Raw genomic sequence first — 16,254 nt, forward strand, 5'->3', positions numbered from 1 at the left:
CCCATTTACAATCAAGCTTTGTCTGTAAAAGTGTTAAAAGCAGTGGATTTCGTTCACGAAATCCACTGCTTTTATCTTTGTTCTTTTATATGTGAGGTTCTAAAAAGAAAACGGCTTAGAGGATTAAGATGTTTTCTTAATAGCCTCATCCATTAATATTTTCATTTTTTAACGCCGTTTCAACGTGTACGTATTTATAGCCAAGGTCTTTAGCAACGGCCTCAAAGGTAATTTCGCCGTTTGCGACGTTTACTCCTTTTGCCAGTGCTTCGTTTTCAAGAATGGCTGTCACGGCACCTTTATTGGCAATTTGTAGCGCGTACGGTATTGTCACATTTGTTAAGGCTAGAGTTGATGTATTTGGGACAGCTCCAGGCATGTTCGCGACAGCATAATGGACGACTCCATGCTTTACATATGTCGGTTGATCGTGAGTGGTAATCTTGGTAACTGTTTCAAAAATCCCGCCTTGGTCAACAGCAACGTCAATGACAACTGAACCAGGCGACATCGATTTTACCATTTCTTCTGTAACAAGCTTAGGAGCCTTTGCTCCAGGAATCAATACGGCACCAATGACTAAATCAGATTCAGATACAGCTTGTGCCACATTATATGGGTTAGAAATTAATGTGGAAATTTGATTTCCGAAGATATCGTCTAATTGGCGAAGACGGTCTGGGCTGAGATCAATAATCGTGACATTTGCGCCTAAACCGATGGCTACTTTGGCTGCATTCGTACCGACAACACCGCCACCTACAATCGTTACTTTTCCACGTATTACGCCTGGAACACCACTTAATAAGATTCCTTTCCCACCATGAGTTCTTTCAAGAAATTGAGCGCCTATTTGTGCAGCCATTCTACCAGCTACCTCACTCATTGGCGTCAATAGTGGAAGTGTGTTACTCACTGAAACCGTTTCATAGGCAATGGCAAGGACACCACTATCTTTAAGTGCTTTTGTTAACTCAGGATCTGCAGCTAAGTGTAGGTATGTGAAAAGAATTAAATCTTTCCGGAAATATTGATATTCTGACACGATAGGTTCTTTTACTTTAAGGATCATTTCAGCGGTGGTCCAAACCTCTGCGGCTGTTTCGGCAATAATAGCTCCAGCAGCTAAATAAGATTCATCAGAAAAACTGCTTCCTTGACCAGCGTTTTTTTCAACATATACTTCATGACCAGCATTACGTAAAGCGACAACACCAGCGGGAGTAATGGCGACACGATTTTCATTGTTTTTTATTTCCTTAGGAATTCCAATTCGCATAATCAAATCACTCCATTTCAAAAAAGAATCACTCTTTGTACACAAAGTATAACTGTATCAGAAAAAATATGATATGTGAAATCAGAAAATTACAAGACGAATATTTGTGGAATTCTACAAACGTTATTTCAATTAATCGATTTTTGCTTCTAATCGCATCATAATTCGACGCTTCCGATAGAGCATACTGCCAACTTCAGCTACGTCAGCAATCATGCTCCGATTGGTAAAGGCCCCAAAGACCATACCGGCAATCGGAATCATTTGCAGGAGTTTTTTCCAACCAAATTGATCACGATATGTATAGACAACTTCACGCCAACCTTGAAGCTGACTGACCATTTCTTTTCGATCAGCCTGTTCGTTGCGGTGAAACGAGGATAAATCATTTAATATTGCTTCTTTGCCAACAATATCTGCTGTCGCAAATTGCAAGCATTTAACCATAAAAACTCGTTCTTCTTTGTCTTTCGGATCAAAGCCATATGCTAGGGAGATATCTTGTAAGGTTTTCAGAGACAAGCTCAATAATAAAGGGATGTCAATAGATAACGTGAAAATCCCCCCAATTCCAGTGGATGCCCCTTGTACAGTAGCAAGCTTACTATTGGCTTTTTTAATATCTTCACTTACCGAGTTCATGACAAGGAGCGAAACATTGGCACAATCATCGACAGAGGTAATGGATTCTCCTGGGACATATCCTTCAATTCGCTTAAATATTGACTGTTCTTTCGTTAAATATTGCCCGCCACTTTGAACGAAGCTTCCTAATTCATCGAGTAAGAGAGCGATCTTGTCTTGAATAAATGCAGGGGTCGCTTTATCAAGTAATTTAAAGGGTAAACGGCCAATTTTCTCCCAAAACCATAACCCTTTTTGCTCCTTTTCCCATTTACTTATGATTTGTAGCTCCGATTCCAAATATTCCTTTGATTCATTGTTCAAGGGGGATCCCATCCTTTTATTTTTTCTTAAAAAGTCTTGATCATGCCTGATTTTTAAATCTAGAAAGATGGTCATTTTTTGCATGGATCCTTTGGACGAACATGACCAACTGCTGCAATTCGTTTCAAGCGATAATTAAGCTTGTTAACATGAATATGAAGCTGTTTGGCGGCATCATTTTGACTACAGTCTTCTTCACGTTATTTTAATCTATTTGTTGACTTATTTGAAAGAATAAGTTCCTTTGAAGGGGGGGAAGGGAATAAGTGAAAAAAGCGGGCAATAAAAAAACCCTTCCGCTTCAGTAGGTCGGAAAGGAGGATAAAGAGGGATTACATAAAAAAATTCAGTACGAAGTAAATTAAACCTGCAAGCGTTGCTGAAATAGGTAATGTAATAAACCAAGTAATAATCATGCTCTTGGCAGTACCCCATTTGACACCTTTAATCCGGTGAGCTGAACCTACACCAAGGATAGATGAAGAGATAACATGGGTTGTACTGACTGGCAAGTGAATAAGTGTTGCGCCAAAGATAATGGCAGCCCCTGTTAAATCGGCAGCAACGCCGTTTACCGGACGGATTTTCATGATTTTCCCGCCGACGGTTTTAATAATCTTCCAACCGCCGATAGATGTGCCAAGACCCATAGCAAGTGCACAAGAGAATTGTACCCATAACTGAATATCGTCGCTTTTCGTGAAGCCATTCGTCATAAGAGCAAGAGTGATAAGCCCCATGGCTTTTTGAGCATCATTTGTTCCATGTGAATACGATTGAAGCGCAGCTGTAGCAATTTGAATAGTACGGAACTGCTTGTTTGTTTTTGTTAAATTATTATTTTTAAAGATAATTTTAATAATGGAATAAACAAGAAAACCTACAGCAAAAGCGAGAATTGGTGAAATGATTAGGGCTTGAAGTATTTTTAAAAATCCGCCCCATTTAATTTCTGAGAAACCAGCTGCTGCAATCGCTGCGCCTGCAATCGAACCAATAAGTGCATGGGAAGAACTGCTTGGAATCCCATAATACCAGGTAATTAAATTCCAAGCGATAGCAGCAATAAGGGCAGCAAGAATTACGGTGGAACCATTCGGTAATGTAAACGGGTCGACAATGTCCTTCGTTATCGTTTTGGCCACACCTGTGAATGTCATTGCACCGACGAAATTCATCGTCGCAGCTAAGATAATCGCGTGGCGTGGTTTTAATGCTTTTGTTGATACAGAAGTTGCAATGGCATTGGCAGTATCATGGAAACCGTTAATAAAATCAAATGCAAGTGCAAAGATGACGATTAATATCGTTAATAGAAATAAACTATCCATTTGTGGAAGACTCCTTACGCGTTTTTCATGATAATAGTTTCAAGTGTATTGGCGACAGTCTGACAATGGTCAGCAATTTCTTCAAGGCTTTCATAAATTTCTTTATATTGAATAATACGGATTGGGTCTTTTTCAACTGAAAACAGATTTTTGATGGATTGACGTTGAATTCCATCGCATACTGATTCTAAATCTTTAATTTTAATCGCGTGTTCACGAATGTCTAGTAATTTTTTTGTTGTTAAAAGATCAACAGATTTCTCGATTTCATACGTGCATTCTTTAATCGCTTCGACAAATCTCAACATATAGTCATCTACATGGATAATTGAATACATTTCAAATAAAGCGGCACAATGCTCTAGGCCGTCTAACACATCATCCATGCTCATTGTTAATAGCAGGATATCTTCACGCTCAATCGGCGTAATGAAGGCATTGTTAAGGTCTGTAATGACGCCGTGAACCATATCATCGCCTTTGTGCTCATACTCTTTCATCATTTCTGAGAAAACCTTAAGATCGCTTACGTTCTTTAATTTAAAATCAGCAAAATAGTCTGCGCTCTCTTTTAAATTTTGAGAAATATTAATAAGAGCTTGTGCGAACTTGTCTTTCTTTGATTTGAAAACCATTTGAAAACCCCCATTAAAGCAGAATTGGCATAGCTTTGACAATTAAAAGTCAGAAGCCTATGTATAGTATTAGCGAACTTATTGTAACGAATTCTCTTAGTTATAGGGAAGTTATTTCGACGAAACTTTACAAAAACTTTACAAAAGAATTACAGAAAATTTAAAAAACTACATAGTGAATGCTAATTACATCAATAAAGTTTAATTATAATATAAGATTATGTGTTTTTTTTAGAAATGGTTACAGGGTGTACGCGTAAAACGATTCTGTTTGTGGAGATCATTTCTTTAGAAGAAGAAACCAGTTAATGGTATAATTTGTGTTAGTTTAGAAGGGGGTTATTCGATGATTAAAAGTATGAACGAAACGATCACATTACATAATGGAGTAGAAATTCCACAGCTCGGTTTTGGCGTTTTCAAGGTTGAAAATGGAATTCAAACTGTTGAGTCAGTAAGGAAGGCGTTAGAAGTAGGTTACCGTTCCATCGATACTGCTGCTATTTATAAAAATGAAGAAGGCGTGGGGCAGGCCATTAAAGAAAGCGGAATTCCTCGTGAGGAGCTTTTCATCACATCTAAAGTTTGGAACACGGATCAAGGGTATGAGTCAACTCTTCAAGCATATGAAGCAAGCCTTGAAAGACTAGGGCTCGATTATTTGGATTTATACTTAATTCATTGGCCAGGGCAAGATAAATATATCGAAACTTGGAAAGCGCTTGAAACTCTTTATAAGGAAGGCCGAGTTCGTGCCATCGGTGTAAGTAACTTCCATGTTCATCATTTGGAAAACTTATTAGCGAATACAGATATTAAACCAGTTGTGAACCAGATTGAATTACATCCACGTCTTTCACAGCTTGAAATAAGAGCGTTTTGTAAACAGCACGATATTAAAGTGGAAGCATGGGGGCCGCTCGGGCAAGGACATCTTATTGATGAACCAACCATCAACCACTTAGCTAAAAAACATAATAAATCTGCTGCACAAGTCTTAATAAGATGGCACTTACAACATGGAACGATAGTGATACCTAAATCAATTACACCATCAAGAATTGAATCAAATGCTAAAAGTTTTGACTTCGAATTAAGTTTAGATGAAATGAACAAAATCAATGCATTAAATCTTAATGAACGATATGGATCAAATCCTGACGAAGTCAAATTTTAAACCAAAACCTGAAACAAGCAGATTATTGCTTGTTTCAGGTTTTTTTTGATGATCGCTTGTAGCGTGAGAGTTTGATGAATTAAAAGCGGGCGTAAATAAAAAGAAATGTCACAGAGAATAGGTATCTTCGAAATTTCATCAAGTATTCGAACACTTCTTCACGCCGATCTGAGCGTTCCTCCGTACTAGAACAAAGGTCCCTATATTCCCACATTGTTCAAAAATAAACGTTGAAATAATTACATTTATTTATTCGGCTTTTTTGGGTTTTAGAATCTAAACAGGGGGAAAGTAAGTATATAAGACGGTAAGTAAGGCGTCAGTGCAAAATACTCCGAATGGGTGGAGGGTGACAGCGCAAGGGATAAGATAGAAAGCAGGATATTATTCAATATTATAGAAATATGTCACTCGATTTTTGAACTGCACCTAAAAATCACTTCCGTTGATTAGAAGTAAGAGGGTGCGCAACCTCTTAGCATTTGCAATCTAAAACATTGAAGGAGGAATTAAATAGTATGAGTTTTCTTTGGTCATTAATTATTGGTGGGATTATTGGTTGGCTAGCAGGAATGATTATTGGACGTGACGTGCCATTTGGGATAGTCGGAAATATTATCGCGGGTTTCGTCGGTGCTTGGTTAGGGTCATTGGTTTTAGGAAATTGGGGACCTGTTATTTCTAACTTTGCGATCATACCAGCATTGATTGGCGCTATCGTATTCGTGTTTATTTTAAGTCTGATATTACGTGGCACCAGACGTGCTTCTTAACTCAATCCCCAAAAAAAGGATGCCGATTCGGCATTCTTTTTTTGGGGGAAATGGGCGGGGCTTCGCAAAAACAGCTGGGCACCGCCACCTTCATAAGGTGATACAATTTGAGAATCTGAACCTTTTCATCGTTGGGTTGGAAGCAGACGCTAATGGATGTTTTATATGGTGAAAATGAGCGGTTCATCTAAATATGGTGCAGTAATACACAGGTTTTCTTCAGTCATGGGATGAATGAAGGCTATTTTTCGGGCATGTAAAGCTTGACGGGGAAATGTTTTCTTACCTCCATACAAAGTATCGCCTGCTAATGGGTGCTGAATATGACTAAAGTGGACACGGATTTGATGAGTGCGTCCACTGTCTAATGTACAGCTTACCATCGTTAGATTTTTTTCGGGAAAAGATCTTAGTACTTTATAATGAGTGATGGCTGTTTGGCCAGTCGGCGATACTCGTCTTCTCGTAGCATGATGGCGGTCCCGTCCTATTTTAGCATCAATGCGACCTTGGTCATTCGTCATTTGCCCCTCTGCTAATGCCACATAGGTCCTAGTTATTGTACGTTCTTCTAACATCCGATCTAGAATGGCGCCAACGAAGGGGTTTTTCGCGAATAGCACAGCACCTGTTGTATCTTTGTCAAGGCGATGGATATGTTTGATGAACGGCTGTTGATTCGTTTCTGCTAAGTGATAAGCAACTCCATTAAGAAGTGTGTTGTTTTGTTCAGGCTTTGCGGGATGGGTATCCATACAAGCTGGTTTATTAGCAATTAGGAGGTGGTCATCTTCATATAAAATATCGATATGGAGATCCTTCGGCACTGGGGAATCGGTGATGGGAAATTCGAATACGGGAATTCCCAGTACGTCATCTTCTTGTAACGGTTTTGTCCACTGAGCAGTTTCTCCATTAATTGTTACCTTTTTACTCATTCGCCATTCGTGTATCAGCTTTTTGGGGGCTTTCCAATAATCTTTCATAAGTTTTTCTGTTGTTAATTCATTCCACTTTTTTGGCACGGTTATTGCCAAATTATCTTGAATTCGCTTGTTAGTAAGCATTTTTCCACCACTTTCGACATATAAATATTTAATTCGACAAAATACTACATTGTTCTGATAGGATAATGGAATTTTTACCAATCTTTCTACCTATAAAAAAAGTAAGTGGCGATATTTCCCACCCTTTCTACCTAAATCTTATGGTATTCTATTGAAAGAAACTGAAACCATTATCATACTTATTGATTTACAAGGGTGGGTTGTTAGTGAAGGTTGTTTATTCTTCTACATATGAACAAGAACAAAGAATAGAGAATCTTGTATCATATTTTTTTGACTTTATTTTCCCAAATTACTTTCCGGAAAACGAAATCTCACATTTTAAAAAAATTGGTGTGCTTCGGTCTGAGGCATACGCTGGGACGTTAAGAAGAGCGTATCAGATTATGACTAGTTTGCAAGTAATCACCACGATTCTTGAGAAAAATGAAAATAGTGAACAGAATTCGATTGATATGAAAATGGAATTACTATTAAGCAAAAATATTCAATTACTTAATGAAAGCGGTATGTTTTTCCCTTTTCTTAGCAATCACTTTCTTCAATCAAATAATGAAAACACCTCAATGGTCTACGAAGAGCTGGTCAATCAATTTTTAAACTAGTCATGATCCTTCATTTTACCTAAACAAGAGGCTGACGCAAACTCGTCAGCCTCTTGTTTATCCTTTGAAAAGTTGTTTCATTCATTTTGCAGTTTAGTTAAAAGTAGAAGTACTTCTTAAAAGGGGTGTTTGCTCTTAATTAACACCATTATCTTCGAACCATTGTTTAAATGTTGCTTCGTCATTTTCACTTGTGATGCGAGCTTGTTCAACACCGTTTTTATAGAAAACAATTGTCGGCGTTACTTCTACATTATATTCATTCCAGCCTTGTTCGAATTCAAGAAGATTGTATTGAACAAGGTCGATACCCATTTCTTCAGCAAGTGGAGCTACAACTGGTGTTGTTCTTTTGCAGTGCTCACAAAGTGGACTGAAGTAATAAACGGCTACATCTTCTTTCGCTTTCAACTTTTTATCTAATTGGGCTGGCAGGATGATGTTTTGATAGTTTGGATCATCCAATTGGTCGATAGTTGCCGGGTCAAGCTTGTCGGTGCCATATGGATTATCCGCTGTCTTTAGTTTTTCGTCTTTTTGCATAGTTGTTACAATCCCTAGTGTTGCGAATAACGCAATGATGACGACTAGAAAAATAATGATTTTTTTCATGCGTACTCCTCCTTGGATTTTTTCCAGATGATAATGCTACAGATGAAGATTAGGACGAATGCAGTCAAAGCAAGGAACGGAATGGTAATAAAGCCAAACCAGTTAATGTATTGCCCTGTACAAGGAACCCTTCCACAGGAAGCAGCATGATCACCGAATAGAGCAACTTTTTGAATTAAATAATGATAGCTTGAAATTAGTGCTCCAACCCCGGATAGAATCATGGTATATAAACTAATCCGATAATCTTTTCTAACAACCGCAATCCCTACTATCACTGTAAATGGATACATGACAATTCTTTGGAACCAACATAGTTCACATGGTTCGTATTGCTTAATCTCGGAAAAGTACAAACTGCCGAGCGTTGCGATGACAGATACTGCCCACGCAAAGAATAAATAGTTATCACGATTATCTTTTATCGTTTTCATCTTCTCTCCACCTATTGTTTTTTCATAAAAATTATAGTATGTCCAAAGCCCTTATGTAAAATAAATGTACTTACTAAAAGTTATTTGCACAATGCTAGAAAGTGGATTTATCCCGTATTAACGGAAAGTCAAGACCACTAGCTCAAGACTTAGAGGAACGGAAGAAACGTAGGTGGAGGATGAAGAAATCTCCCTCGTTTGAAGTTTCCCTTTATTTGGATACTTTAAATAGAATTGTCGATTGTTCTATAAGTATTCTGGGTAAATGCAAACGGATGAATGGGTTTTTGTGTGAAAGTAGTGATAGATATTATAGTAAGTTAAATAGGTCTAAAGAAGTAGGGGAATAAGATAATTGTAAGTTACATAAATTTTAAAAAAATAAATGTGAAAACATCCTTGTTTTCTACGATTTTTAGTCGTTTCGGGGCTTGTTCATTTCTTTTGGAACAGTCTCTTTTTCTGCTTCTTTTTTTTATACAAATGTGGTACGGTAAAAAGGAAATATATATCCAAGTGTGAATTTTCAAAATGTTATCCACGTTATAGAAAAGGGGACTGTGCTTGTGAATTGGAGAGATACATACGCAAAATGGATAGGGGATCCAAATTTAGACAACGAATTACGAGTGTTGCTTGACCAATTAGAAGGCGATGATGCATTGCTAGAGGATGCATTCTATAAAAACCTTGAATTTGGGACAGGCGGAATGCGTGGGGAAATAGGCGCAGGAACGAATCGGATGAACGTATATACAGTCAGAAAGGCAACATTGGGTCTAGCTCAATATATAGAATCATTTGGCGAGGAAGCGAAATCACGTGGTGTGGTCATTGCCTATGATTCCAGACATAAGTCTCCAGAATTTGCATTAGAAGCAGCAAAGACCCTTGCGACTTCCGGTATTAAAGCCTATCTCTTCGATGAGCTTCGTCCGACACCAGAATTATCATTCGCCGTTCGAGAATTGAATGCTTTTTCGGGAATTGTTATTACTGCAAGTCATAATCCACCTGAATATAACGGATATAAAGTATATGGTCCAGATGGTGCCCAGTTGCCACTAGATGCGGCAGACAAAGTCATTCAATATGTGAATGCAATTGAAAATGAACTTGTTCTTCAAGTTGATGATGCAAAGACATTGAAGGAAAAAGGGCTTATCGTTTCCATTGGTGAAGAGCTGGATACAGCCTATAATGAACAATTATTAAGCATCCCAGAAAATCCAACACTTGCAGCGGAAACGGATATTTCAATTGTCTTTTCACCGCTTCATGGTACAGCTAACAAATCCGTGCGGCGTGCATTGAAGGATCTTGGATATAAGAATGTCCATGTTGTAAAGGAACAGGAGCTGCCTGATCCTAATTTTTCTACGGTTACCTCACCGAATCCAGAGGAGCCAGCGGCATTTGAATTAGCCATTGAGCTTGGTAGCAAAGTAGACGCGGATCTATTAATTGCAACAGATCCTGATGCTGACCGCCTTGGAGTCGCTGTGAAAAATTTGGATGGGGAATATGTGGTGTTAACTGGCAATCAAACCGGTGCCCTGTTCTTGGACTATTTATTAAAGCAAAAACAAGCAAAGGGAACTTTACCTACAAATGGAGTGGTATTGAAAACGATTGTGACATCCGAAATAGGCCGCGCGATTGCTACTAGTTTCGGGTTACAAACGATAGACGTCCTGACTGGGTTTAAATTTATTGCCGAGAAAATTGGTCAGTACCACGAGTCAGGTGAACATCAGTTTCTATTTGGATATGAAGAGAGCTATGGCTATTTAATTAAAGATTTCGCGAGAGATAAAGATGCCATTCAATCTGTCGTATTAGCTTCTGAGGTATGTGCATATTACAAACAACAAGGCATGACATTGTATGAAGGATTATTAGAAGTTTTTGAAAAATACGGTTTTTACCTGGAAGGGTTACAATCACTTACGCTTAAAGGAATTGATGGTGCCAGACAAATTCAGGGGATATTGAATGAGTTCCGGGAAAATCCGCCAAAAGCAATTGCTGGATACCATGTAGTGGTTCAGGAAGATTACCAAAGCAGTCAAAAGCTTTTCTTGCTAAAAAACGAACAAACTGCAATTGACTTACCTAAATCCAATGTACTTAAATACTTTTTAGAAGACGGCACATGGGTATGTTTACGACCATCGGGTACGGAACCAAAAATCAAATTTTACTTTGGTGTACAAGGAAAGACGATGAAGGACACGAAAGAAAAATTAACGGTTGTTATGGAAGATTTCATGACACGTATTCAACAATTGATCTAATAGGTATGTAAAGAAAAAATGCGTCTTATAAGGGTCTGACCCCGCACACTAAATCAGTATGTAGTGTTTCATACACTAATCTTGTACTGTATTTAGTTGTTGCAGGGTCTGACCCTTTTCTTTTTTAGACGCCCCTCTTTTCATGTATATATGTTTCCAATTTGCAGAAGCTATAGCAATGTTAGCTAGGAAGCAGCTCGAAGTAATCTGTCATATTTTCAGCTGCATGATCGAGATAACGAAGTAATGCATATAGATGTGTTTCAATGAGCTTGTGATCATGTTCAAAGTGATATGCATGCAAAAAGCGCTCAATCTTTTTTGAGAGAAAATGATCTCGGGTGCGGACCATTAAGATAAGCAAATTATCCCATTCTGACCTGTGTGTGTAAAACAATGCTCTGTCGTAATCCGTTTTGGTCATGAAATCTCCTCCTTACTAAGGAGCTATTTGTAGTTTGTTCAAACTTGTTCGTTTATTACAATGAAAAATGTGGAGATGTTATTTCTTAGGGATTGTTGCTATTTACCTGGCTAAAATGAAAATTCCATTAGTGGAGATTACCTCCTCCCTATTGATGGTTAGCGTTGTTTTACTGTCGCGTTGGCAAAGTTCACCGTATTTCCCCAATCAAAGATTTTCTTATAAAGTAAAACTTCAATCAGTGGAGGGGCTTGACTTTCCGTTAATGCGGGAGAAAAATTGAAGTACTGTTAGTTTGAACTTGTTAAACCGGGTAAACGAAGGTGGTTTATAAATGAAACGAGTCATCGTTTGCATAGTAGGTTCCATGATTTTGATTGGTTTTCCCATTCAAGCTGACACAAAGACACCAAATCCTGTCTATACAGTTGGGCAGTTTGAAAAAGAGATAAAGGATTTGGAGAAACGCTATCATCTTGACTTGATGTCAATCGGTCAATCTGAAAAGGGAAAGAATATTTGGGCAGTGAAGCTTGGAAAAGGAAAAAAATCAATTTTGATTAACGGTTCACACCACGGCAGAGAATGGCTCTCTACTTTATTAATTATGAAAATGATCAATGCATACGCAAAAGCCTATGAATCAAAGTTGAACATTGATGAGTATTCCACAAATATATTAGATGAAGTCAGCCTCATATTTGTGCCTCTGTTAAATCCGGATGGTGTTCAAATCCAACAAGGGGATTTTTCCGCATTTGATCTACAGGAAAAATGGGCATTGTTTAGGATGAACAACTTTAGCACAAACTGGTCAAGGTGGAAGGCGAATGGAAGAGGGATAGATTTAAATCGTCAATATCCAGCCGGTTGGAATGAACTGGACACAAATACACAGGCACCAAATTATCAATTTTACAAAGGAAAGCAACCGCTGCAAGCCTCTGAATCAAAAGCGCTCGTTCACTTTACTAAACAAATCAAACCAATACTTGCTGTTTCCTATCATACATCAGGGCGTGAAATTTTTTGGTATTACCATAATAAGCCTGAGAATATCTTACGTGATTACTCTTTGGCGGAAAAGACGGCGGTTTTAACAGGTTACAACTTGTCTATTCCTGAGAAACATGCCAATGGAAGCGGCTATACCGATTGGTTCATCACCGAATTTGAACGACCGGCCATGACGATTGAGTTAAGCTACCTTGTCGATGAAACGAGCCCTCCACTCGAGGTAATTTACGAGGAATGGAATCGCAACCGTGCCGTTTTATTAATGCTTGCCTCGTCCGTTTTTTAAAAACTTAGAATAAGAAGAAGAATACGTTCCATACTATAGGTATACCATTGCAACAGGAGGAAAACGATGAAGAAAATCATAGGTATACTTATATTCATCCTAAGCCTTAGCTCGTTTCAACTAGTTTTGGCCCAACAGTCTGATTATGAAAAATACGGAAAAATTGCCATTGCTGTTGTACAAGCAAACCATCCGGCTGAAGAAGTCACCGACTACGAATATAAAGGCCGAAAACAGTTGACAAAAGATGAAGTAGAAGATGATTTTCTTTTCTTGGTAGCGGAAAGTGGAAAAGAATTCAATGTGCTTGTCAAAATCAAACATAACCTAGCCAATAATAAGTTATTAAATTTAACGGTTGAAGAAAGTAAGTAAATAAAGGAATTGAAAGACATGGCAGAAAGCTGTGTCTTTTTTTGTTTCAAAAAATGAAGGATTTTAAATGAGTAGAATGATGGGGGATGTAGTTATAATATTTTGGAGCTAATCTAACTTCCGTCATGTTCCTACGCCCCTTTTTAGATTACTGTTTTCAAATCAAATTAATCATCTTAAATAAGCTTACCAAACAGCGGTACATGAAGATATAGTTAAGGAAGTTCTTTTAGTAATAGCAACATAATGAATACTCATTTCAATAACTGTAACCTTAGTCACTCAAAGTTCCAAAATATTAATTTCAAACATTCTCTTTATGCTGATTTAAACCTTTCTCATAGCAAAGTGAGGTTAGTTACTTTAGGAGGAGTTCGCTTTATAGATACAAATCTTGGAGATGATGAAGAACCAATCTCTTTTGAAAGATGTGACCTTCAGGGGACTAAAATTAGTAACAGCAACCTAAGAAACTTACAAATTAAGGATAGTGACTTAACAGGAATGACAATAGATAATATTTCAGTAGAAAAACTACTTGAAGTGTATTACCAAGAGTTTAAAAAGTAGTTAAATATTACTTTACAGAGCGCAGCTGTTCCTCGATGGAATGGCTATTTTTTAATACTTTACGCAAAAAATTCACTGTAATACTATTTGAGTTTTGACAGCCACTGAGTAACATCTGATTTATCTGTTCTTTGTCTGCCATCTTCTTACTTTGCTGAAGGAAACTGAACCAATGGTGGTGATTTGTCCATTATGCCACCCTATGGTCTTGAAACTCTTACTTTTAGGATTCCTGGTTTTGAGGTAATAAATTTTAAACATAAAGAAATAAAAGTGGAAGATTTACCTAAAGATAAAATCAAGATACAAACGGACATAAGTAAATCATTCTTTTTCAACTCTCATGAAAATAAACAGTATTAGCAGGAGCATCCATTTTCATCCTCAGTGGTGAAGTATTGGTCTTGCGCTACATGGATGGCTAACGGGTACTATCGTGGAATAAGGGGTTGCTAAGGCAACCGTTATTCCTGTTCAACTAAAGGGGGAGTAATGTTGAATAAGAAAATAAGCTAGGGAACGCTAAAATGAGGGGTCGTCTATGAAAAAATACATATGGAAATGGTTAAAAACTTCTGTGGTTTATAATGTATTTTATGGGTCTGTACAGGATATTCATAAAAATGTTCGATCCTTTGGAGATCAATGAGACTCCTAAAAAGAACATAGATCGGCTGTGTGCTACTCTATAAATTCTTTAATATGCTTCATATGGGGATAATATTATGGAGCTATTCCAACTTCCGTCATGTTCCCGCGCTTTTTTCATACATTAATGTAAGGAAGAAAAAAGGGGGAGAGGCGGATGAATACAGAAGATCAGAAAGCATTGGAATATGCGATAAGTGAAATTACTGAGATTGCAGAGGGATTTGGACTGGATTTCTATCCGATGCGGTATGAAATTTGTCCATCAGAAATCATTTATACATTTGGTGCGTACGGAATGCCAACCAGGTTTTCCCATTGGAGCTTCGGGAAACAATTTCATAAAATGAAAATTCAGTATGATTTTGGGTTGAGTAAAATATATGAATTGGTTATTAATTCAAATCCTTGCTATGCGTTTTTATTGGATTCAAACTCGCTCATTCAAAACAAATTGATTGTTGCGCATGTGCTTGCTCACTGTGATTTCTTCAAAAATAATGTTCGATTTCAGAATACAAAGCGTGATATGGTCGAAAGTATGGCAGCAACGGCCGATCGGATTCGCCAATATGAAATTCTACATGGCAAAAAAGAGGTTGAAATATTTCTAGATGCAGTGTTGGCCATTGATGAACATATCGATCCGTCTTTAATCCGGCCGAAGCTAGATTGGTCCATGGAGGACGAAGATTATGATGAGGATGAAATTAAACCAATTGTGTCCGCATATGATGATCTGTGGTCCTTGGATAACAAAGAAAAACCACTACGTAGTATAGGGAAAAAGAAAAAGAAATTTCCACCACAGCCAGAAAAGGACATCTTACTATTCATTGAACAATACAGCCGTGATTTGACCGAATGGCAGCGGGATATTTTAACAATGATGCGCGAAGAAATGCTTTATTTTTGGCCACAGCTTGAAACGAAAATCATGAATGAAGGCTGGGCATCTTATTGGCATCAAAGAATCGTCAGGGAATTGGATTTGACTTCGGGAGAAGCATTGGAGTTCGCCAAGCTGAATGCTGGTGTCGTCCAACCATCACGTACAAGTATAAACCCATATTACCTCGGTTTGAAGATTTTTGAAGATATTGAAGAACGTTATAATAACCCGACTGATGAAATGAAGAAACTTGGTGTCAAGCCAGATTCTGGTCGAGAAAAGATGTTTGAAGTTCGAGAAATCGAAGCGGACATATCTTTTATCCGGAATTATTTAACTAAAGACTTAGTGACACGCGAAGATATGTATCTATTCCAAAAGCAAGGGAAGGATTACAAAGTGGTTGATAAGGCATGGGAGCAGGTTCGCGATCAGCTCGTCAGCATGCGCGTCAATGGCGGGTTTCCATACATTACGGTAAATGATGGCGACTATCTAAGAAACGGCGAGCTATATCTGAAACATTGGTACGAAGATATTGAGTTAGATTTGAAATATCTAGAAAAGGTACTGCCTTATATTCACCAGCTTTGGGGACGCCCTGTTCATTTGGAATCGGTCATGGAGAAAAAAGAAGTGCTCTTTTCATATGATGGCAAAGGCGTGCATCGGAAATATTTATAAAGGATAGCCGGCCGCTTATATGGTCGGCTGTTTAATATGTACCTCAGGGTAGACCATGCAGTAATAATGAAACCTATTAAAAACAGACAAAGTTAATTATTTATGAGTTACGGAATTATTACAGAGTTGTAACGACAGTTTAATTGAACAATAAATTGGATATTAAACCTGATTTAAATAGGAATCATGGTGCTAGTATA

At 37.9% G+C, this 16,254-nt stretch carries 16 protein-coding genes and 1 pseudogene; 8 read left to right on the top strand and 9 right to left on the bottom strand.

The annotated features are described in order from the left end of the window. Positions 1-145 precede the first annotated feature (145 nt). From ald to ACIQZI_RS09290, 5 genes are all read right to left on the bottom strand, one after another. Positions 146-1,279 (bottom strand): alanine dehydrogenase, encoded by a 1,134-nt coding sequence (gene ald, locus ACIQZI_RS09270; protein ID WP_403072289.1) that lies wholly within the window; start codon positions 1,277-1,279, stop codon positions 146-148. Positions 1,280-1,411: 132 nt separating this feature from the next. Next, positions 1,412-2,239 (bottom strand): EcsC family protein, encoded by an 828-nt coding sequence (locus tag ACIQZI_RS09275; protein WP_403073958.1) that lies wholly within the window; start codon positions 2,237-2,239, stop codon positions 1,412-1,414. A 59-nt stretch (positions 2,240-2,298) separates the two neighbouring features. Then, complete coding sequence (locus ACIQZI_RS09280) at positions 2,299-2,382, bottom strand: hypothetical protein (RefSeq protein ID WP_082675124.1); 84 nt, start codon at positions 2,380-2,382, stop codon at positions 2,299-2,301. 177 nt (positions 2,383-2,559) lie between these two features. Continuing rightward, a complete protein-coding gene (locus ACIQZI_RS09285; protein ID WP_403072292.1) occupies positions 2,560-3,558 on the bottom strand; it encodes an inorganic phosphate transporter in 999 nt (332 codons plus the stop codon). 14 nt (positions 3,559-3,572) lie between these two features. Continuing rightward, complete coding sequence (locus tag ACIQZI_RS09290; protein WP_403072295.1) at positions 3,573-4,193, bottom strand: DUF47 domain-containing protein; 621 nt, start codon at positions 4,191-4,193, stop codon at positions 3,573-3,575. Positions 4,194-4,539: 346 nt separating this feature from the next. Here ACIQZI_RS09290 and ACIQZI_RS09295 point away from each other — a divergent pair, with 346 nt between their 5' ends. Continuing rightward, the gene (locus ACIQZI_RS09295; protein WP_062182638.1) at positions 4,540-5,370 is read left to right on the top strand and encodes an aldo/keto reductase; all 831 of its coding nucleotides are present in this window, start codon (positions 4,540-4,542) and stop codon (positions 5,368-5,370) included. 518 nt (positions 5,371-5,888) lie between these two features. Further along, entirely contained in the window at positions 5,889-6,143 is a 255-nt protein-coding gene (locus ACIQZI_RS09300; protein WP_062182635.1) for a GlsB/YeaQ/YmgE family stress response membrane protein, read from the top strand. Between the two features lie 161 nt (positions 6,144-6,304). Here the strand turns inward: ACIQZI_RS09300 and ACIQZI_RS09305 are convergent, their stop codons facing one another. Next, positions 6,305-7,210 (bottom strand): RluA family pseudouridine synthase, encoded by a 906-nt coding sequence (locus ACIQZI_RS09305; protein ID WP_403072300.1) that lies wholly within the window; start codon positions 7,208-7,210, stop codon positions 6,305-6,307. Between the two features lie 206 nt (positions 7,211-7,416). Here ACIQZI_RS09305 and ACIQZI_RS09310 point away from each other — a divergent pair, with 206 nt between their 5' ends. Further along, complete coding sequence (locus ACIQZI_RS09310) at positions 7,417-7,815, top strand: DUF5365 family protein (RefSeq protein ID WP_403072303.1); 399 nt, start codon at positions 7,417-7,419, stop codon at positions 7,813-7,815. Between the two features lie 135 nt (positions 7,816-7,950). Here the strand turns inward: ACIQZI_RS09310 and ACIQZI_RS09315 are convergent, their stop codons facing one another. Then, complete coding sequence (locus ACIQZI_RS09315) at positions 7,951-8,427, bottom strand: thioredoxin family protein (protein WP_403072306.1); 477 nt, start codon at positions 8,425-8,427, stop codon at positions 7,951-7,953. Beyond that, positions 8,424-8,861 carry a disulfide oxidoreductase gene (locus ACIQZI_RS09320; protein ID WP_062182626.1) on the bottom strand — a complete coding sequence of 146 codons (438 nt, stop codon included), beginning with the start codon at positions 8,859-8,861 and terminating at the stop codon, positions 8,424-8,426. Before ACIQZI_RS09320 ends, ACIQZI_RS09315 begins: the two co-directional genes overlap by 4 nt. A 566-nt stretch (positions 8,862-9,427) precedes the next feature. Here ACIQZI_RS09320 and ACIQZI_RS09325 point away from each other — a divergent pair. Next, entirely contained in the window at positions 9,428-11,158 is a 1,731-nt protein-coding gene (locus ACIQZI_RS09325) for a phospho-sugar mutase (protein WP_062182623.1), read from the top strand. Positions 11,159-11,339: 181 nt separating this feature from the next. Here the strand turns inward: ACIQZI_RS09325 and ACIQZI_RS09330 are convergent, their stop codons facing one another. After that, positions 11,340-11,582 (bottom strand): YhdB family protein, encoded by a 243-nt coding sequence (locus tag ACIQZI_RS09330; protein WP_403072311.1) that lies wholly within the window; start codon positions 11,580-11,582, stop codon positions 11,340-11,342. Between the two features lie 334 nt (positions 11,583-11,916). Here ACIQZI_RS09330 and ACIQZI_RS09335 point away from each other — a divergent pair, with 334 nt between their 5' ends. From ACIQZI_RS09335 to ACIQZI_RS09355, 4 genes and pseudogenes are all read left to right on the top strand, one after another. Further along, on the top strand, positions 11,917-12,885 hold the full coding sequence (locus tag ACIQZI_RS09335) for a M14 family zinc carboxypeptidase (protein WP_403072314.1): 969 nt from the start codon (positions 11,917-11,919) through the stop codon (positions 12,883-12,885). A 66-nt stretch (positions 12,886-12,951) separates the two neighbouring features. Further along, on the top strand, positions 12,952-13,260 hold the full coding sequence (locus ACIQZI_RS09340) for a DUF3889 domain-containing protein (protein ID WP_403072317.1): 309 nt from the start codon (positions 12,952-12,954) through the stop codon (positions 13,258-13,260). Positions 13,261-13,479: 219 nt separating this feature from the next. Then, positions 13,480-13,830 (top strand): annotated as a pseudogene (locus tag ACIQZI_RS09345) (pentapeptide repeat-containing protein); the annotation flags it as partial. An 805-nt stretch (positions 13,831-14,635) separates the two neighbouring features. Then, entirely contained in the window at positions 14,636-16,054 is a 1,419-nt protein-coding gene (locus tag ACIQZI_RS09355; protein WP_403072320.1) for a SpoVR family protein, read from the top strand. Positions 16,055-16,254 lie beyond the last annotated feature (200 nt).

The sequence above is a fragment of the Peribacillus sp. NPDC096379 genome (assembly GCF_044762875.1).
Lineage (GTDB): Bacteria > Bacillota > Bacilli > Bacillales > DSM-1321 > Peribacillus.